Source organism: Cupriavidus sp. 05T41 (assembly GCF_056396525.1).
The window spans coordinates 1-18,722 of record NZ_JBFTLQ010000066.1 but is presented as its reverse complement, the minus strand read 5'-3'; the positions used below and the strand labels follow the sequence as shown (position 1 = coordinate 18,722).

Sequence of the window (18,722 nt, the reverse complement as noted above, 5' to 3'; positions counted from 1 at the left end):
CGAATATGAGCGACAAGATAGAACGGCTGCGCGAGTTCGTCGCCACCATCAGCAGGGTGGTCACGCAGGCGGAGCGCGACGGCAGCGACGAGGCGGCCGTGCTGGCGCAGGCCTCGCCCGCGCTTGCCCGGCTGGTGGCGCAGGATGACTGGCTGCCCGAAGAGATGGCGCGGCCGCACCCGGTCTACTACCAGCAGCACCTGCTCTATGGCGATCCGCTGGACCGCTTCTCGCTGGTCAGCTTCGTCTGGGGGCCGGGCCAGCAGACGCCGGTGCACGATCACACGGTGTGGGGGCTGATCGGCATGCTGCGCGGCGCGGAAATCGACCAGCACTATCGCGTGGAAGGCGGACAGCTGGTGGCCGATGGCGACGAAGTCCTGCTGCACGCCGGCCAGGTGGCGGCCGTGTCGCCGTCGCTTGGCGATGTACACCGCGTGCGCAATGCATACGATGACCGTGTCTCGGTCAGCGTGCACTTGTACGGCGGCAATATCGGCCGCATCCAGCGGCATGTCTATGATCCCGCGAGCGGCGCCACCAAGCCGTTCGTGTCGGGATACTCGAATGCGCTGGTGCCCAACCTGTGGGCTGCGGCGGCGAAGGAGTGAGCGTGGACCAGGACATCATCCTGCTGGTGCGCAAGGAGGGCGACGTCACCCGGCTCACGCTCAACCGGCCCGCGCGCGGCAACGCGCTGTCGCGCGAACTGGTGACGGCGCTGACGGAAGCAGTCGACGATTGCCATCGTGACGGTACGCGCCTGCTTGTCATCGAAGGCGCAGGCAAGCACTTCTGCACCGGCTTCGACCTGGGCGACCTCGATGCCGAGAGCGACGATTCCCTGCTCGCGCGCTTCGTGCGCGTGGAGTTGCTGCTGCAGAGCGTATATGCGGCGCCGTTCGCCACGGCGGCCCTGGTGCAAGGGCGGGCGATGGGCGCGGGGGCCGATCTCGTCGCCGCGTGCGAGCAGCGCTGGGTGGAGGCAGGCAGCAGCTTCGCTTTCCCCGGCGCGGCTTTCGGGCTGGTGCTTGGAAGCGCCCGCCTGGCGCAACTGGCAGGTATTTCGCGGGCACGCGAATGGATCACCGGCGGGCGCTCGTTCGACGCCGGCGCGGCGATAGCGGGCGGCCTTGCCTCGGGCCTGCTGGAGGCCGACCCGCAGAGCGATGCCACGGCGGCGCGCGACGCCGTCGTGGCATCGCTTGCCGGGCGTGCGCGGCGCCTGGACATGCGCACGCTGGCGGCCATTCACGATGCCACCCGCGACGGCGGCGCCGAGGCAGCATCACGGCAGCTCGCCGACCTGGTCCGCTCCGCGGCGCGGCCGGGGATCAAGGCCCGGATTGCGGCCTATCGCGCTGCGGCCGCAAGCTGAGCTTCGCGCAGCGCCTCAATCGACAGAACCGCCAGAATCGCCAGAGCGGATACGCCCCGGGCCGGCACCATCGATCGACGGTGCCGGCCCGGGGCGTATCCATTGGCGGATGTATGGCGAGATCCTTTGCGCGGATCAGTTCGGCGCCGTGCCGGCGGAAGACATCTCCTGCTTCATCGCCTCGTTGTTGGCTTTCTTGTCCGCCTTCTTGTCCTGCTTGGCGGCCTTCACATCGTGCTTGTACTCGCTCTGGGCGGCCTTCTTCCTGGTCTTGTATTCGTCCGACGCCTGCTTGTTGGCGTCGCGGCGCTGCACCAGGGGATCCTTCGGCGGCTCGACCTGGGTCATGCCGGCGGGTACGGCGGTGTTGCCGGCATCGGCGGGCGCGGCCGGGGTTTGCGCGAAGGCAGCGGCACAAAGCAGGCCGGCGGCCAGGGCGGTGGAAGCTTGCAAGAAGTGAACGGGCTTGTTCTGCGACATATCGGACCTCACTGTTGATGGATCGGTACGGCCCTTCGGATCCCGCGCGGCGGCGTTGCGACGGCTGGACTGCGGGGTGCCGAGGGCCACTTGTGTTGCGCATTGGCGTTGCGCATTTCGCCATTGTTTGACCGGCCCGCTTTGCGCCGCGTGCCCCGATCCAGACAACTGCTTACAATTGGCTTTCTGTCTGACAGACGGCTACCGACATGACCCGTCGGCGGGTTGTGGGATAGTGGCTCCCGGGGGAGTTCCGCCCCGCCTGCGCAAGCTGCTTCGGGCGCAATGAGAAGAACCAGACAAGCACTCGACATGCCAACGAAATCCAAAGCGCAGCTGACCACCGGCCCGATCGGGCGCACCTTGCTGACGTTCTCGCTGCCTGTGCTGGGCAGTAACATCCTGCAGTCGCTCAACGCCTCGGTGAACTCGGTGTGGGTGGGCCACTTCCTCGGCGAGGCGGCGCTCACGGCAACCTCCAACGCCAACATCATCTTGTTCTTCCTGCTTGGGGTGGTGTTCGGCATCAGCATGGCCAACACCATCATGATCGGGCAGGCGGTGGGCGCGCGCGACCTGGGCGAAGCACGCCGCGTGGTGGGGACCAGCACGACGTTCTTCGTCCTGCTTTCGGTGCTGGCGGCGGCGCTGGGCTACGCCTTCACCCCGGCCATCCTCGCCGCCATGGATACGCCGGCCGACGCCAGGCCGCTGGCAATCAGCTACCTGCGCATCATTTTCCTGGCGCTGCCTTTCATGTATTTCTACAACTTCGTGATGATGACGCTGCGCGGCGCGGGGGATTCGCGCACGCCGTTCTATTTCATGCTGTTGTCGGTGGGCCTGGATGTGGCGCTCAACCCGCTGCTGATCTTCGGCATCGGGCCGTTCCCCGAACTCGGCATCGCGGGCTCGGCGCTGTCGACGCTGATCGCGCAGCTCGCAAGCCTGGCGGCGATGCTGGCGCTGCTCTACCGCCGCCGCCATTTCCTCGCGCTGCGCCGGCGCCAGCTCGGCTACCTGCGTCCTAATGCCGCCATCCTGCGCGCGCTGGTGGCCAAGGGCCTGCCGATGGGCCTGCAGATGGTGGTGATCTCGTCGTCGGCGATCGTGATGATGTCGCTGGTCAATCGCCATGGCTCGCAGACCACGGCCGCTTACGGCGTGGCGTCGCAGTTGTGGACCTACGTGCAGATGCCCGCGCTGGCGGTCGGCGCGAGCGTGTCGTCGATGGTCGCGCAGAACGTTGGCGCGGGACTGTGGGAGCGGGTGACGCGCATCACGCGCGTGGGGCTGCTGTTCAACCTGCTGATGACCGGGGCCCTGGTGGGCCTGATCTACCTGTTCAACCGTCATTCGCTGGGCCTGTTCCTGCCCGACGATGGCACGGCGATCGGCATTGCGCAGCATATCAATGCCATCGTGCTGTGGTCCTTCATCCTGTTCGGCTTCACCATCGTGCTGTTCGGCACCGTGCGCGCCACCGGCGCGGTGATGGCGCCGCTGGTGATCCTGTTCCTGTCGATGTGGGTGGTGCGGCTGCCATTTGCCTGGGTGCTGGAACGTACCCTCGGCGCCGATGCGATCTGGTGGAGCTTTCCGCTGGGCTCGGTGGTATCGGTGACGCTGGCGGTGGCCTACTACCGCCTCGGCAACTGGCGCACCAGCCATATCCTGCCGGCCACCCCCGCGGGGGCGCCTCCGGAGCAGGAGTTCGCGCCGCAGGCGCCGGACACCAGCATGGGCACGCCATGCGAAGAGGCCCTGACCACGGCGGGTGCCGCGGTCGAAGAAGACATGCTGGCGGAGGCCACCGCCGGCGCACCCGCGCGCCCGCGCGAGCCCTGAGCGTCGCGGCCGCGGGTGGCGGTGTCGTGGCACCCGGTGCGCGCGGCGTGCCCTGGGATGCCGGCCTGAAAGGCAATCGAAAGATCCGTCTGGCATCGTGCGGTCCGTGGCCAAGGCAGCGATTCCAGGCGTTGCCTTTCAATTGCCTTTCGGTGCCCCTCTGGGTGCCTTGGGTGCCTCCTTCTGTGTTCCTTCGGGGCCGGCGCCGATGCCGTCCCGCGATGCGTTCCCGCCGATGCTGCGCTGTCTGCCGCGCGGCGTTCTTGCGCGCCCGCATTTCCTGCCTCACAGCCAGATGCGCTGTCGGCGACGCGCACGCGTTCCTCGTACCTCCGGTCATTCCCTGCTGTTTTCGCGGGTGTTTTTGCCTGTTTTTCGCAAATACATCACAACATGATATTTATTCGATTCGACACAATCCGATGCGTATCGGTGATTACCCCTAAGTCAGGACAAATGAAAGCAAGCTGAAAGATCGCCTCTCTAAGGTTGCATCCATCCTGCAGGAGATGCCGTTCAAACCTGCCGATCCAACCGTCTTCGCAAGCGAGAGCCTGCCTGCGAAGCCGAATGCTTTCACGTACTTTGAGGAGAATCGTTTTGCGCATACGCAGCCAAAAGGACTTTGCCTCCGGCCTGATGTTCGTTCTGGTCGGTCTGGGCTTTTCCTGGGTCGCTCGCGGCTATTCCATGGGAACTGCCGCAAAGATGGGCCCCGGATATTTTCCGTTCCTGCTAGGCCTGGTACTCGCCTTGCTTGGAGCATTCGTGTTGATCGGTTCGGTGTCGAAAAAGGGTGAAGCGGACCAGCTCGCCCGCTGGGACCTGAAGACGCTGTTGTGGATCCTGGGTTCGGTGGTGCTGTTCGGCCTGCTGCTCAAGCCGCTCGGCATGGTGCTGTCGGTGTTCGTGCTGGTGCTGGTGTCGTCGATGGCCAGCCACGAGTTCAGCTGGAAGGGTGCCTTGGCCAACGCCGTGGTGCTCGTGCTGATCAGCATGGGCGCCTTCGTCTACGGTATCAATCTGCAGATGCCGGTCTGGCCTGCTTTCATTACTGGTTAAGGAGTCGGCCAGATGGAATTGTTTGAACACTTGTCGCTGGGTTTCTCCACGGCACTGACACTGCAGAACCTCGCATACGCCTTCCTGGGCTGCGTGCTGGGTACCCTGATCGGCGTGCTGCCGGGCCTGGGGCCTCTGGCCACCATCGCCATGCTGCTGCCGGTCACCTACACGCTGCCCCCGGTGGCCGCGCTGATCATGCTGGCCGGTATCTACTACGGCGCGCAGTACGGTGGCTCGACCACCGCCATCCTGGTCAACCTGCCTGGTGAATCGTCGTCGGTGGTGACCACCATCGACGGCTACCAGATGGCGCGGCGAGGGCGAGCGGGGGTGGCGCTTGCCACATCCGGCCTGGGCTCGTTCTTCGCCGGCTGCGTGGCTACCCTGATCCTGGCTGCGTTCGCCACGCCGCTGTCGGAACTGGCGTTCAAGTTCGGCCCCGCCGAGTACTTCTCGCTGATGGTGCTGGGCCTGATCGGCGCCGTGGTGCTGGCTTCGGGTTCGCTGCCGAAGGCGGTTGCGATGATCGTGCTGGGCCTGCTGCTCGGCCTGATCGGCACCGACGTGAACTCTGGCGCCGCGCGCTTCTCGTTCGACATCCCCGAACTGACCGACGGCATCGACTTCGTCGCGCTGGCCATGGGTATGTTCGGCTTCGCCGAGATCGTGGCGAACCTGGAGCAGAAGGAAGACCGCGAGACCTTCACCGACCGCGTGACCAACCTCTGGCCGACCAAGGAAGACTTCAGGCGCATGGCACCCGCGGTGCTGCGCGGCACGCTGCTGGGTTCGGCACTGGGTATCCTGCCGGGCGGCGGTGCGGCGCTGGCTTCGTTCGCAGCGTACTCGCTGGAAAAGAAGACCTCGAAGTACTCGCATGAGTTCGGCAAGGGCGCCATCGAAGGCGTGGCAGGTCCGGAATCGGCCAACAACGCCGCGGCACAGACCTCCTTCATCCCGCTGCTGACGCTGGGCATTCCGCCCAACGCCGTGATGGCGCTGATGGTGGGTGCGATGACCATCCACAACATCCAGCCGGGCCCGCAGGTCATGACCAGCAACCCCGCGCTGTTCTGGGGCCTGATCGCCTCGATGTGGATCGGCAACCTGATGCTCATCATCCTGAACCTGCCGATGATCGGCATCTGGGTGAAGCTGCTGACCGTGCCTTACCGCTTCCTGTACCCGGCCATCCTGGTGTTCTGCGGTATCGGCGTGTACTCGGTCAACAACCAGACCTTCGACGTGTTCATGGCAGCCGGCTTCGGCATCATCGGCTACCTGTTCCTGAAGCTCAAGTGCGAGCCGGCGCCGCTGCTGCTGGGCTTCGTGCTCGGACCGATGATGGAAGAAAACTTCCGCCGCTCCCTGCTGCTGTCGCGTGGCGAGTTCACCGTGTTCGTGACGCGTCCGCTGTCGATGGGCCTGCTGATCGCCGCTGCCGCACTGGTCGCCGTCGTTGCACTGCCGTCGATCAAGGCCAAGCGCGAAGAAGCGTTCCAGGAAGAGTAGTACCGAAGAAGCCCCCGTGCCGGCGCGGCCATGTGCCGGCACGCACAATGCAAGACGCAAGATCCGGGGTGCCTCGCGCACCCCGTTTTCTTTGGCAAGACGCGTTCCGGTCCAGGCTGGCACGCACGCAGTGAACCCCGCCCGGCTGTGCTCGCAGCGCAGGGCTGCGCATGATGATCAGCTCTATCGCGCCACCCGCTGGCGCGTCACAGGAGCCGCATGAGAACTCCAACGCTGGACCGCTTCGTTTCGCGGCTATACATCCTCAAGTTCGTCCAGTCGAGCCCGTCGACGGTACTGACCCTGGTCGAGCGCCTGCGCGACCACGGAGTCGAGAACAATATCCGCTCGCTGCGGCCGATCCTGCGCAGCCTGATGATCGCGCGCGCGATCACGGCGGAACTGGTCGAGGGCAGTGGCCGCGTCTACTGCATCACCGACAGCGGCAAGGACGAGTTGGATAAATACCTCTCCCACCTGGATGTCCTGCAAAGCGATATCGCACAGACGCCATAGTCCCCGGCATCCCCGCGCGCCGGATGACCCGGCGCACGCATCGAAGTGGCTCCCTGGCCCAAAGGCCAAGGCAAGGCAAAGCAAAGCAAAGGCAAAGCAACGGCGAGAAGACCCGCCTGCCGGATCTTCCCGCCGCATGGGCCCTCGCACGAGTCCGCCATTGCGCCCTGGGCGCGCAAGCCTGTCGCCGGCTGCCGTTACTGCGTGACCAGCTCCTGTGCGTTGCCGGTACCCGTGCTCGACTGCGCCACCAGCACCTTGATCTTGTTCGGTACCAGCGCGCCGATGCCGTCGACCGGGATCGTCGTGATGAGCCAGTCGGCATTGTTGCCCAGCGTCAGCGTGCCCGAGTCGAAGATCACGGTCTTGGTGCCGGCGGTGGTGATACGCAGGCGATAGGTGCCGCCGTCGAGATAGAGCGAGTCCTGGCCGGAGGCCGGGTTCGCCGTCTTGTAGCCGATCGCCGCCATCGTCGGCGTGGCCACGGTGAGATCGGCGGCCGGCACGGTAATGTAAATATCGATGTTCTGCGCGTTGAACGAGGCATTCAGGCCGCGCACGCGGGCCTTGTCCGACAGCAGGCCCTTGCCATACGGGTCGTCGATGGTGAGCACGTCGGCAGCGGTGGAGCCGGGCAGCGCGACCACGGTGTACTTGTGGCCGGTGTGGGCATCGACGGTGGCGCTGCCGATCTGCGTTGCGGTGCCGGCCACGTTGAAGGCAAACAGCTGCGCCCCGGTTCCGACGTCGAAATAGTTCGAGACGAACTTGTAGGGCTCGTTGAGGAACGACGTCTTGGTGCCGTTCTGCAGCACGTCGACATTGGGTCCGCCCGGGATGGCATGGATCACGCGCACGGAAGGCTTGCTGATGCCGATGCGGTCATCGATGCCGTCGTCGCCGCCGCCGCCACATGCCGAGAGTACGGCCGCCGCGGCCAGTGCAAGGCCTAATACCAGGCCTGATTTGGAAAGCTTCATGAGTGCCCTCTTCTTGCCGGTGAGTGAATCATCCGGTGGCCGGCGCGTGCCGTCCCGCGACGGGATGGCCATCCTTTGCCACGCTCGTTGTCAGGCTTGCTGCCGCTCGGACCGCGGCCCTGTGAGGGGATGCGCAACGGCGCCTGCCGTAATGCAACGATAGGCAGGGCATGCGGGCCGGCAAATTGACCCGTCTCCGAAACGCGTGTCGGACAATTCCCACAGGACGAATTCTCCACATGCGGCCGGCATCGCGACGACGGCGCGACGACGGCGCGGCGGCAGGCCGGGCCATGCCGCGGCGTGCGGGAGAGCTGGGGAGGGGGAGGTGGAGGGGGAGGGAAAGCGGGAGCGGGCGCGGCCGCCGGCAGCGCCCGGAGCGGTACGCTCAGGCGGTCATCACGGCCTGGTTGCGGCCGTTGCGCTTGGCCTGGTAGAGCCCGGCGTCGGCGATCTCCACCAGGCGGCTGAACGGCGTGTTCTCGTCGGGCACGACGGACGCGCCCCCGATGCTCACCGTCACGCACTGTCCTACCGGCGAGCCACTGTGCGGCACCTGCATGGACTCGATGGCGCGGCGGACCTTCTCGGCCAGCAGGCGGGCGCCGCCGGGCGAGGTGGATGGCAGGATCATGGCGAACTCTTCGCCGCCGAAGCGCGCGGGCAGGTCGGCCGGGCGCGCACAGTTCTCGCGGATCACGCCGGCGACGCGGCGCAGCACCTCGTCGCCGGCCACGTGGCCGTACGTGTCGTTGTAGGCCTTGAAGACGTCCACGTCGATCATCAGCAATGCCAGCTGGCTCTGCTCGCGCCCGGCGCGCCTCCATTCCGCGCCGAGATACTCGTCGAAATAGCGCCGGTTGGACAGCCCGGTGAGCCCGTCGGAGTTGGTCAGCCGCTGCAACTCCAGGTTGGTCTCCAGCAGTTGCTGCTGGCTCTGGCGCAGCGCGCGGTAGGCTTCGTCGCGCTGCTGCAGGTTGAGGTACGAGCGCGAGTGATAGCGGATGCGCGCCACCAGTTCGATGGTGTCGGGCAGCTTGACCAGGTAGTCGTTGGCGCCGGCGGCGAAAGCCGCGCTCTTCATGATCGGCTCTTCCTTGGTGGACAGCACGATGATGGGGATATCGCGCGTGGCGGGGTTGGCGCGGTAGCGGCGCACCAGCGTCAGGCCGTCGATGCCGGGCATCACCAGGTCCTGCAGGATGACCGTGGGGCGCGTGCGCTCGGCCACCGCCACGGCTTCGTCGGGCTTGGAGCAGTAGTGGAAATCGATGTCCTGCTCGGGCTCGAGTTCGCGCCGCACGGCTTCGCCGACCATGGCCTGGTCATCCACCAGCAGCACCATGGCCAGGTATTCCTCGGGGCGCTGACTGTAGTTCTGTTCTGTATCTGTCGACATTGTGTTCCTCGTGCGCTGCGGCCCTGTTCCCTAACCCTGCTTGTTGCCGGGATTGGTGTTGCAGGCCCGTACGATGCGGGCCGCGATCTGCCGCAATGGCAGGATTTCGCCGGCTGCGCCGATGGCGGCGGCAGCCTTGGGCATGCCGTAGACGGCGCTGGTGGCCTGGTCCTGGGCAATGGTCAGGTAGCCACGCTCGCGCATGGCCTTGAGGCCCAGCGCGCCGTCGCGGCCCATGCCGGTGAGCAGCACGCCCACCGCATCGCCGCGCCAGTGCTGGGCCACGCTTTCAAAAAAAACGTCGATCGACGGCCGGTAAAGGTAGTCGCTCGGCTCCTCGGTATAGACCATTTTCGCGGGACTGAGCAGGCGCAGGTGGTCGTTGCTGCCGGCGAGCAGCACGGTGCCGGGCTGGGGCGCCTCGCCTTCGCGGGCCAGCCGCACCGGCAGCGGGCATTGCGCGTCGAGCCAGTCCGCCATGCCGGCGGCAAAGGCTTCGTCCACGTGCTGGACGGCGATCACGGCGGCATTGAAGCCGTCCGGCAGCGCGCCCAGCACCGCGGCCAGTGCGGCCGGGCCCCCGGCCGACGCACCCAGCGCCACCAGCCGTTCGGCGCCGGCCCTGCGCGCAAGCGTCGCGTTCGCGCGCGCGGGCGCGACGCGCCCTTCGATCAGGCGGCCGATATTGCGGATCTTGCGCAGCAGCGGCCCGCTGGCCAGTTGCGAATCCGGCTGCGCCAGCGTGGGTGTGTCGACCGCGTCGATCGCGCCGTGGCCCATGGCATCGAACACCTGGCTGGCGTTGCGGCCCAGGTCCATGGTCACCACCACGATGGCGCATGGCGTGGCGGCCATGATGCGGCGGGTGGCCTCGACGCCGTCGATCCCCGGCATCAGCAGGTCCATCAGGATCAGGTCCGGCGTGCGTGCGGCGGCCATGCGCACGGCGCTCTCGCCGTCCTCGGCCACCCACGCCACTTCCAGTTCGGGATCCAGTGCGATGACACGTCGCAGCGCCACCACGGCCAGCTGCGAGTCGTTGACGATGCCGATCTTCATGCGCGCGCCTCTCCGATCAGGTCCTGTACCGCATCGAGCAACGCGGCATCCTGGAAGCTTCCCTTGGCCAGATAGTAGTCCGCGCCGGCCTCCAGGCCGCGCTGGCGATCCTGCTCCCTGTCCTTGTACGAGACCACCATCACCGGCACCTGCTGCAGGCGCGGCTCGCGCTTGATGCGCGTGACCAGCTCGATGCCGTCCATGCGCGGCATGTCGATGTCGGTGATGACCAGGTCGAAGGATTCCGCGCGCAGCACGTTCCAGGCGTCCATGCCGTCCACCGCCACGGTGACATCGTAGCCTCGGTTGGCCAGCAGCTTGCGCTCCAGTTCACGCACCGTGAGCGAATCGTCCACCACCAGCACGCGCTTGCGCCGTACCGGGGCGGCTACGGCGCCGCCGCGGCGGATGCGGTCGATCTTGCCTTCGGACAGCAGTTTCTCCACCGACCGGATCATGTCTTCCACGTCGAAGATCAGCACCGGCGTGCCGTCCTCGGTGATGCTGCCGGCGGCAATATCCTTGATCTTCCCGAGGCAGGCCGCCAGCGGCTGGACCACCAGGATACGCTCTCCCAGCAGGCGGTCCACCGCCACGCCGTATGTGCGCTCGTGATCGCCCAGCACCACCACCGGCACGGTGTCCTCGTCGCGCCGGGCCTCCGGTCGCTGCAACACCTGGGCCGTGCTGACCAGGCCCACCTGGCGATTGCCGAAGCGGAAGTGCTGGCGGTTCTGCAATTGCTCGATGTCGCGGCGCTCGAGGTGGAGGGCCTGCATCACGTAGGCCAGCGGGAAGGCATAGGCTTCGCCCGACACCTCCACCAGCAACGCGCGCACCACCGACAGCGTGAGCGGCAGCTCGAGGTGGAACTGCATGCCGCGCCCGCTTTCCTGCACCAGGCGGATGCTGCCGCGCACCTGGCGGATCATGTCCTGCACGGCATCGAGCCCGACCCCGCGCCCGGATACTTCGCTCACGGTCTCGCGCATGCTGAAGCCGGGCAGCAGCAGGAAGTCGAGCAACTCCGCCTGCGACAGCCGGGCGACGGTTTCCTCGGGCGCCAGATTGCGCCGCACGATGGCGCGGCGCAGGGCATCCAGGTCCACGCCGGCGCCGTCGTCGGAGATCACGATGACCAGCCGCCCGGCGTTGTGGCGCGCATTGAGCGTGATGCGGCCTTCGACGGGCTTGCCGGCGGCGCGGCGCACGTCGGGCATCTCGATGCCGTGGTCCACCGCATTGCGCAGCAGGTGCGCCAGCGGGGCCTCGAGCTGTTCGAGGATGTCGCGATCGACCTTGGTGCTCTCGCCGATCAGCTCGAGGTGCACCGCCTTGCCAAGCGCGCGGCCGAGGTCGCGCACCATGCGGGAGTAGCCGGCGAGGCCGTCGGCCAGCGGCCGCATGCGGCTTGCCAGCGCGCGGTCGTAGAGCTGGCGCGACAGGCGGCCGGTGCGGTGGTCGTATTGTTCGAGGTCGCTGACGCGCTGCGAGAGCTGCCGGTGGCTTTCGGCAAGCAGGTGCTGCGCGTCGGCCAGCCGGGCCTGGGCGGCGCCTTCGGCTGCGTTGCCGCCCTGGCCGCCGGCCAGCGCCGCCTGCAGGGCGTCCAGCGCCTGCAGCGCGCGCATCTGCAGGCGCCGGGTCTGCTGCAGGGCGTTGCCGAAGGGCTTGAGCCAGTTGGCCTCGATCATCGCCGCGCCGGACAATGCCAGCAACTGGTCTAGCGTGTCGGCGCTCACGCGCAGCATGCGCTCCTGGGTCTCCGGCAGCGCGCCGGCCTCGCCGGCCGGGTCGGCGGGCCGGACGTGGGCGGGCAAGATGCCGGGGGGCGCATCGGCGGGCCTGTCCATGGGCGCATCGGCCGGCGGCACGGCCGGCGCGTCCGCGCTGGCGGCCGTTGTCACCGGCATGGCTTCGGCCGTGGCTTGCGCCGGCGCCGCGGGCGGCTCGGCCGCGCTGGCGGCCTGCTCCGGCATCGTCTGTTGCAGGACGTGCGCGCTTGCCCACGGCGCGGCGTCGACCGCCTTGCCGGCCAGCAGCGCCTCCAGGCGCGCCACCAGTGCATCGATCTCGGCCTTGCCGGCGTGATCGGCCCAGCCGAGATCGCCGCCGGGCGGGCTGCCCAGGCGCAGCAGCAGGTCGGTGCCGTGCAGCAGGGCATCGATATGCACGGGCCGCAACAGCAGTTCGTCGTGCTGGGCCGCGACCAGGCAGTCTTCCATCACATGGGCCACGCGCACGCCGCCGTCGAGGCCGACGATGCGCGCCGCGCCCTTGAGCGAATGGGCGGCGCGCATGCACGCCTCGAGCTGCTCGCTGGCGGCGGGATTGCGCTCCAGCGCGAGCAGGCCGGCATTGAGGACATCCGCCTGCGATTGCGCTTCGAGCGCGAACAGTTCGAGCAGGGAGGCGTCGCGCAACTGGTCGGGATTCATGCCAGGCTCCGCGTCAGGGCTTGCTGCAGCGAGGCCGCGTCGAGCAGCCCCACGGTGCGCCCGCCGCTTTGCAGCAGCGCGCGGGCATAGCGCGAGGACGTGCGCGACAACGTGGTCGGCAGCGGCTGCAGGGCGGATTCGGCAATGCGCTCGATGCCGGCAATCTCCTCGACCGGCAGCGCGAAGGCGTTGCGGCCCTGGCCCAGCACCAGCAGGCGTGCGCCATGTCCTGCGCTGCTGGTCGTGTCGTGCGCCGCGTCGAACGCAGCATCGCTGCGCGCGCCGGCGCCCTGGGCGGGCGCGGGCGAGTCCTGCCCGAGCAGGCGTGCCAGCGAGATGCACACCAGCAGGTTGCCGCGCACGCTGACCAGGCCCAGCACCGCGGCGTGCCGCCGGTGCGGCAGCGAGTGCAGGGGGCAGGGCGCGGTGACCTCGGCCAGCGCCTCGGCCGGCAGCGCCAGCCACTCCTCGCCGATGCGGAACACCAGGCAGGAAACGGCCGGGCCCTGCGCGGCGGTGCCGGCCCGGGCGGCATCGGCCGCGGGCAGGCTCACCTCGCCCGTGGGCAGGTTGTCGAGCAGCGTCAGCGCGGCGCGCGAGTAGGTCGGGCAGTTGCGGCAGTGGATATGCGTGGGCAGCAGCGGGCAGCTGCCGTCGCCCAGTACGCCGATGCGGCGCCAGCAGTCGTCGACGACGACGCCATGCGTGCCGTGGCTGGCGCCGGGGTGGGATGTCGCGAGCGGTGCGGGCTCAGCCATGGCGGGTCGGTTGATTGCGCTGGGCGCGGTTTCTCAGGCGGGCCGCGGCCGCGCCGTCGCCTTGCGCCTCGAGGATGGCAGCCATATGGTAAAGCGCCTCCTGGTGGCCCGGGTCGAGGTATAGCGCGCGGCGATAGGCCTCGCGTGCGTCGGCGGGGCGGCCGGTGGCATCGTACAGCACGCCCAGCAGGCAGTAGCCGGCGGCCGACGGCGCCTGCGCATCGAGGTATGCCTCGCACGACGCGATGGCCGCGGCCAGGTCGCCGCGATCTGCCAGCCGCGAGATCTTCGCCAGCGGGTCGGCGCTGCCCGGCGCCTTGGTGGCGGGCGCCGGCCGCGGCTGGGCCGCCCGCTCGGGGGCCGGCGTCAGCGAGGCCTGGTAGGTGCGGAAGGACGGCGCCGGAGGCGGCGCATGCGGCAGGCGGGGCGCCGGGGCGGCATGGACTGCGCCACCGTCCGAGGGTTCATTGGGCGGGGCCGCCTGGCGCGGGGCGCGCCGCGTGAACGCAAAGGCGAGCGGCACGCCGGCCGAGACAAAGCCGTGCCGTGTCAGCAGGCTGGCTTCGGCCGGCCCCACGAAGAGCGTGGCGTCGGGCCGGCTCACCCGCTCCAGCACACGCAGCGAGCGCTGCTGCGTGGGCGCATCGAAATAGATCAGCAGGTTGCGGCAGAACACGAAATGGTAAGGCGCCTCGCCCGCCATCAGCATGGGGTCCAGCAGGTTGCCGCGCAGTAGCCGCACCTTGGCGCGCACATTGGCGTTGAGCGCATAGCCGCCCGGCGCGGCGGTGAAATGCCGGTCGCGGAAATCCAGCGGGCTGCCGCGGAACGAATTGCTGCCGTAGTGGCCGATACGCGCGCGCTCCAGGGCGCGCGCGCTGATATCGATGGCGTCGACCTGGAAACGGTTCTCGGGCACCCCGGCATCGAGCAGCGCCATGACGATCGAATACGGTTCCTCGCCCGTGGAGCAGGGCACGCTGAGGATGCGCAGCGGGCCCTCGCCGTCATGCAGGCGTGCGCCGCCGAACACGCGCATGGCGGCGAAGCGGCCAAGCGCCAGCAGCGCCTCGCGGTGGCGGAAGAACCAGGTTTCCGGCACCACCACGGCCTCGATCAGGGCCTGCAGCTCTTCCGGGTGCGAGTGCAGCAGGTTCCAGTAGGCATCGTGGTCGGGCACCGCGGCCGTCGCCAGGCGCTCGCGCACCGCGCGCTCGAACATGCCGGCGCCCACCGTGCAGGCGTCCAGGCCGATGCGCTCCTTGAGCAGCGCTTCGATATGGCTGGCCGTGGTCATGGTGCCGCGAGGCCGGGGAACAGGCGGGCGTGCACCTCGTCGGGCAGCAGCGCGTCGACCTTGACCCACTGCACCAGTCCCTGCGCGCCGCCGCGCACCGGGCCCAGGTAGCGCGCCGGCGCGGAGTCCACGCCACTGTCGGTGAACTCGCCGGGGGCGCAGCGCAAGGTTTCGGTGGCGTATTCCAGGCGCAGCCCGAGCAGGCGCGCCGGCGCATCCGCGCCACGGCGGTAGTGCACAAGGACCGTGCGCGTACTGGTGCGGTGGGCGACGGGCGTGCCGGTGGCCAGTGCGTTGACGTCGATGACCGGCACAACCTCGCCGCCGCGCGCCAGCAGCCCGCTCACCCAGGGCGGCGCCTCGGGCAGTTGCTTGAGCGTGGTCAGCGGCAGCACTTCCTCGATCTCGCTGGCGTCGAGCGCGTAGTGGTCAGGGCCGATGCGGAACAGCAGGAAGAGCTTCATGGGAAGTGGTCCGGGCCCGCAAGGCTCAGACCTTGAAGCGGGACACGCCGGTGCGCAGGTCGTTGGCGACCAGCGTCAGCTCGTCGATGGCCTGGCTGGACTGGCGCAGCGATTCCACCGTCTGCTGGGCCGCCTCGGAGAGCTGCATCAGCGCCTGGTTGATCTGCTCCGCGCCGCCAGCCTGGGCCTGCATGCCCTCGTTGACCATCTGCACGCGCGGCGCCAGCGACTGCACCTGGCCGATGATCTGGGACAGCTGGTCGCCCACCTGGGTCACCTCGGACATGCCGCGCCGCACTTCCTCGGCGAACTTGTCCATGCCCATCACCCCGGCGGCCACCGCCGACTGGATCTCCCGCACCATCTGCTCGATGTCGTACGTGGCGACCGCGGTCTGGTCGGCCAGGCGGCGGATCTCGGTGGCCACCACCGAGAAGCCGCGACCGTACTCGCCGGCTTTCTCGGCCTCGATCGCCGCGTTGAGCGAGAGCAGGTTGGTCTGGTCCGCCACCTTGGCGATGGTGGTGACCACCTGGTTGATATTGCCGGCCTTCTCGTTCAGGGTGGCCAGCTTGGCGTTGACCGAGCCGGCGGCTTCCATCACATGGTGCATGGTGGTTTCCATGCGCGACAGGCCGACCTGGCCGGTGCCGGCCAGTCCGGCGGTCTGCTCGGCGGCGCTCGACACCTCGATCATGGTGCGCACCAGGTCGCGCGAGGTGGCGGAGATCTCGCGCGAGGTGGCGCCGATCTCGGTGGTGGTGGCCGCCGTCTCGGTCGCGGTGGCCTGCTGCTGGCGGGCGGTGGCCGCGATCTCGTTGACCGAGGTGGTGACCTGGATGGCCGAGCGCTGGGCCTGGCCGACCAGCCCGGTCAGCTCGCCGGTCATCTGGTTGAAGCCTTGCTCGACCTCGAGGAATTCGTCCTGGCGTTCAAGCGACAGGCGCTGGCGCAGGTCGCCGCCGCGCATGCCGGACAGCAGTGTCACGATCGAGCGCATCGGCACGGTGATGGAGCGGAACAGCAGGTAGCCGGCCACCAGCGATCCCAGCAAGGCAGCGATCAGCGAGACTTCGATACTGATCTTGGCGGTCTCTACGGCGTTGCTGATGCTGGTGGCGCCGGTTTCCGACACCTTGTTGTTGTCTTCCAGCAGGGCCTGCAGGGCCGCGCGGCCGTCATCCCAAACGGCATGGATCGGGCCGCGCAGCCGGGCCTCCATGGCGCCGGCCTCGGCGCTGCCGGCGGCGAACACCATGGCCGAGACTTCGTCATAGTTGCGGCGAAGTTCCTTGTATTTCTCGAAGCGCTGGCGGTCGTCCGGGCGGACGATCGAGTCGGCGTATTTATGCTCGAGCGTATCCAGCCGCTTGCGCAGGGCTGTGTTGGCCTCGGCATAGGTGCGGCGCTCCGCGTCGCTGCCCGCGGTAATGCTCTGCCAGGCCAGCACGTAGGTTTCACCCCATGCGCCGCGCATCGCGGTGCTGTAGTAGAGTCCGGGCAGCGAATCGTCGCGTAACGCGACGGTGTGGGATTCAATCGTCGACAGCCGGCCGTAGGCGACCACGAAGGTCAGCAATATGACAGCCAGGATCATGGCAAAGCTTGCCAGGATGCGCGTGCGGATGGTCCAGAGGGTCGCGGTGCGGTTGCCCATTCGATGTTCTTGTATTTTCTTGCAGGAAGGGTGGCGGGCGGCGTCCGGACGCGGTGAACCTGGCACGGCGACGCCATGAGCGGCGGGTCCGCAGGCGGAGACTGGCGCCCCGGGGTGCCCGCCCGCCTTATAGCGGCGTAGGGTACTGGAAGGTTTCTGTCATTTCAATGGCGCGGGCGCGGGCTAGCGTTTTGTGATTATGTTATTTGCCGTCCCGCAACATATCGCAATATCATGGTTTGACGCGGCTTGATTTTTTCCTGGTTTTAGTCACACTTGCCAAATTGACAGATCGGATCGATGTCGACAATCACAAACAGGGCAGGGATGGTGGCTAGGTCAGAGGCGAAGGCCGGCGCCTCGCCGAACGCGGACCTCGACCCGCTGACCGGCGTTGCTTCGCGCCAGGCATTCTTGAGTATGCTGGAAGGCCGCCTGCGCACGGAGGCTGCCCCGCGCTGCGCGCTATTGCTGCTCGGCATCGACGATTTCCGGGCCTTCAACGATATGCACGGCCATGCCGAAGGCGACGAGATCCTGCGCCGGGTGGCCCGTCGCCTGCGCGACGCCTCGCCGCGCGATGCCGTGCTCGGGCGGATCGGCGGCGACGAGTTCGCCGTGCTGCTGCCCTCCATCGCCGATCCCACCCTGGTGCGCCACGTCAGCGCCGCCATCCTGTCGCTGCAGTCCGAGCCGCACGAGTACGGCAGCCGGCGCCATCATGTGCTGGCAAGCCTGGGCGCCTGCGTCATGCCCGCCGGCGGCGACAATGCCTCCGACGCGCTGGCTTCGGCCAGCCTGGCACTGGGCCGGGCCAAGCGTGACGGCGGCCGTACCATCCGCTTCTTCAAGCCGCAGATGCGCACCGACGTGACGACCCGCCTGTCGCTGGTGCAGGCGCTGCGCGACGCCTACGCGCAACGCCAGTTCGAATTGCTCTACCAGCCGCAGATCGACCTGAGCGACGGCCGCGTGGTCGGTGCCGAGGCGCTCATGCGCTGGCGCCATCCCACCCAGGGCCTGCTCACGCCGGCGAGCTTCATCGACGCACTGGCCGCCAGCAGCGTGGCGGCCGACGTGGGCGTGTGGCTGCTCCATACCGCCTGCGCGCAGGCGCGCATGTGGTCGCTGGCGTTTCCCGACGCGCCGCGCGTGGCCATCAACCTGTTCGCCGCGCAGCTCAGCGAAAGCCGGCTGCTGACCGAGGTGCGCCACGTGCTGCGCGAACTGGCGCTGGCGCCCGAGCGGCTGGAGCTGGAAATCACCGAGACCATCGCCCTGCAGCAGGGCGACGACTTCTCCGGCCAGCTGCAGACCCTGCGCCGCGACGGCGTGACCCTGACCTGCGACGACTTCGGCACCGGCTATGCATCGCTGAGCTTCCTCAAGACCTTCCCGGTCGACCGCATCAAGATCGACCAGTCCTTTATCCGCAACGTCACGCAGAGCCCGGTCGATGCCGCCATCGTGCGCGCCATGGTCAACGTGGGCGGCAGCCTGGGCATCGGCGTGGTGGCGGAGGGCGTGGAGACCGCCGAGCAGCGCGATTTCCTCATCGAGAACGGCTGCCACGAGGTGCAGGGCTACCTCTATGGCCGGCCCATGTCGGCGGACAAGTTCACCGAATTCCTGCAGGCGCGCTGAGCCGGCACCGCCGCTCCGGACCCCGGGCGACCATCGGCGTCCTGGTGTCCCCGAAGGCCCGCACCCTGGCCGCGCCGGCGTTGCGCGCCCGTCGCACGCCCGTCGCAGGCCCGTCGCACTCCACCCGCTTCCCGTAATTTGTTTCCGGCTTTGTCCGGATCCTGCGCGCTTGGCCGCGGCCAGACGGCGACAACCGCGCGGGGCCGGGCCGTGCGGGCGGCGCGCAGCCC

General features: G+C 68.3%; 16 protein-coding genes. 7 read left to right on the top strand and 9 right to left on the bottom strand.

What is annotated here, in order from left to right; all coding sequences use genetic code 11:
- The first annotated feature begins 5 nt into the window (after positions 1-5).
- Together AC1DKV_RS29800 and AC1DKV_RS29795 are read left to right on the top strand one after the other, a co-directional pair.
- The gene (locus AC1DKV_RS29800) at positions 6-611 is read left to right on the top strand and encodes a cysteine dioxygenase family protein (protein ID WP_441612237.1); all 606 of its coding nucleotides are present in this window, start codon (positions 6-8) and stop codon (positions 609-611) included.
- Positions 612-613: 2 nt separating this feature from the next.
- Entirely contained in the window at positions 614-1,378 is a 765-nt protein-coding gene (locus AC1DKV_RS29795; protein WP_441612238.1) for an enoyl-CoA hydratase/isomerase family protein, read from the top strand.
- 135 nt (positions 1,379-1,513) lie between these two features.
- On the opposite strand, the gene AC1DKV_RS29790 is transcribed toward AC1DKV_RS29795, so the two are convergent.
- Positions 1,514-1,831, bottom strand: a complete 318-nt coding sequence (locus AC1DKV_RS29790; protein WP_441612239.1) for a hypothetical protein — start codon at positions 1,829-1,831, stop codon at positions 1,514-1,516.
- Between the two features lie 339 nt (positions 1,832-2,170).
- Here AC1DKV_RS29790 and AC1DKV_RS29785 point away from each other — a divergent pair, with 339 nt between their 5' ends.
- From AC1DKV_RS29785 to AC1DKV_RS29770, 4 genes are all read left to right on the top strand, one after another.
- Positions 2,171-3,706, top strand: a complete 1,536-nt coding sequence (locus tag AC1DKV_RS29785; RefSeq protein WP_441612240.1) for an MATE family efflux transporter — start codon at positions 2,171-2,173, stop codon at positions 3,704-3,706.
- Positions 3,707-4,306: 600 nt separating this feature from the next.
- The gene (locus AC1DKV_RS29780; RefSeq protein ID WP_441612241.1) at positions 4,307-4,768 is read left to right on the top strand and encodes a tripartite tricarboxylate transporter TctB family protein; all 462 of its coding nucleotides are present in this window, start codon (positions 4,307-4,309) and stop codon (positions 4,766-4,768) included.
- A 12-nt stretch (positions 4,769-4,780) separates the two neighbouring features.
- Positions 4,781-6,283: a tripartite tricarboxylate transporter permease gene (locus tag AC1DKV_RS29775; RefSeq protein WP_441612242.1), complete on the top strand. Its 1,503-nt coding sequence runs from the start codon at positions 4,781-4,783 to the stop codon at positions 6,281-6,283.
- A 219-nt stretch (positions 6,284-6,502) separates the two neighbouring features.
- Positions 6,503-6,799, top strand: a complete 297-nt coding sequence (locus tag AC1DKV_RS29770; RefSeq protein WP_441612243.1) for a transcriptional regulator — start codon at positions 6,503-6,505, stop codon at positions 6,797-6,799.
- Positions 6,800-6,996: 197 nt separating this feature from the next.
- Here the strand turns inward: AC1DKV_RS29770 and AC1DKV_RS29765 are convergent, their stop codons facing one another.
- From AC1DKV_RS29765 to AC1DKV_RS29730, 8 genes are all read right to left on the bottom strand, one after another.
- On the bottom strand, positions 6,997-7,779 hold the full coding sequence (locus AC1DKV_RS29765; protein WP_441612244.1) for a DUF4397 domain-containing protein: 783 nt from the start codon (positions 7,777-7,779) through the stop codon (positions 6,997-6,999).
- 388 nt (positions 7,780-8,167) lie between these two features.
- A complete protein-coding gene (locus AC1DKV_RS29760) occupies positions 8,168-9,178 on the bottom strand; it encodes a diguanylate cyclase (RefSeq protein WP_441612245.1) in 1,011 nt (336 codons plus the stop codon).
- 30 nt (positions 9,179-9,208) lie between these two features.
- Positions 9,209-10,237 carry a chemotaxis response regulator protein-glutamate methylesterase gene (cheB, locus tag AC1DKV_RS29755; RefSeq protein ID WP_441612246.1) on the bottom strand — a complete coding sequence of 343 codons (1,029 nt, stop codon included), beginning with the start codon at positions 10,235-10,237 and terminating at the stop codon, positions 9,209-9,211.
- Positions 10,234-12,672: a hybrid sensor histidine kinase/response regulator gene (locus AC1DKV_RS29750; RefSeq protein WP_441612247.1), complete on the bottom strand. Its 2,439-nt coding sequence runs from the start codon at positions 12,670-12,672 to the stop codon at positions 10,234-10,236. Before AC1DKV_RS29750 ends, cheB begins: the two co-directional genes overlap by 4 nt.
- Positions 12,669-13,430, bottom strand: a complete 762-nt coding sequence (locus AC1DKV_RS29745; protein ID WP_441612248.1) for a chemotaxis protein CheW — start codon at positions 13,428-13,430, stop codon at positions 12,669-12,671. Before AC1DKV_RS29745 ends, AC1DKV_RS29750 begins: the two co-directional genes overlap by 4 nt.
- Positions 13,423-14,727 (bottom strand): CheR family methyltransferase, encoded by a 1,305-nt coding sequence (locus AC1DKV_RS29740; RefSeq protein WP_477138645.1) that lies wholly within the window; start codon positions 14,725-14,727, stop codon positions 13,423-13,425. Before AC1DKV_RS29740 ends, AC1DKV_RS29745 begins: the two co-directional genes overlap by 8 nt.
- The gene (locus AC1DKV_RS29735; protein WP_441612250.1) at positions 14,724-15,191 is read right to left on the bottom strand and encodes a chemotaxis protein CheW; all 468 of its coding nucleotides are present in this window, start codon (positions 15,189-15,191) and stop codon (positions 14,724-14,726) included. The genes AC1DKV_RS29740 and AC1DKV_RS29735 overlap by 4 nt, the downstream gene beginning before the upstream one ends.
- A gap of 25 nt (positions 15,192-15,216) precedes the next feature.
- A complete protein-coding gene (locus tag AC1DKV_RS29730) occupies positions 15,217-16,848 on the bottom strand; it encodes a methyl-accepting chemotaxis protein (protein ID WP_441612251.1) in 1,632 nt (543 codons plus the stop codon).
- Between the two features lie 327 nt (positions 16,849-17,175).
- On the opposite strand from AC1DKV_RS29730, the gene AC1DKV_RS29725 reads away from it, so the two are divergent.
- On the top strand, positions 17,176-18,492 hold the full coding sequence (locus tag AC1DKV_RS29725) for a putative bifunctional diguanylate cyclase/phosphodiesterase (protein ID WP_441612252.1): 1,317 nt from the start codon (positions 17,176-17,178) through the stop codon (positions 18,490-18,492).
- Positions 18,493-18,722: the final 230 nt, after the last annotated feature.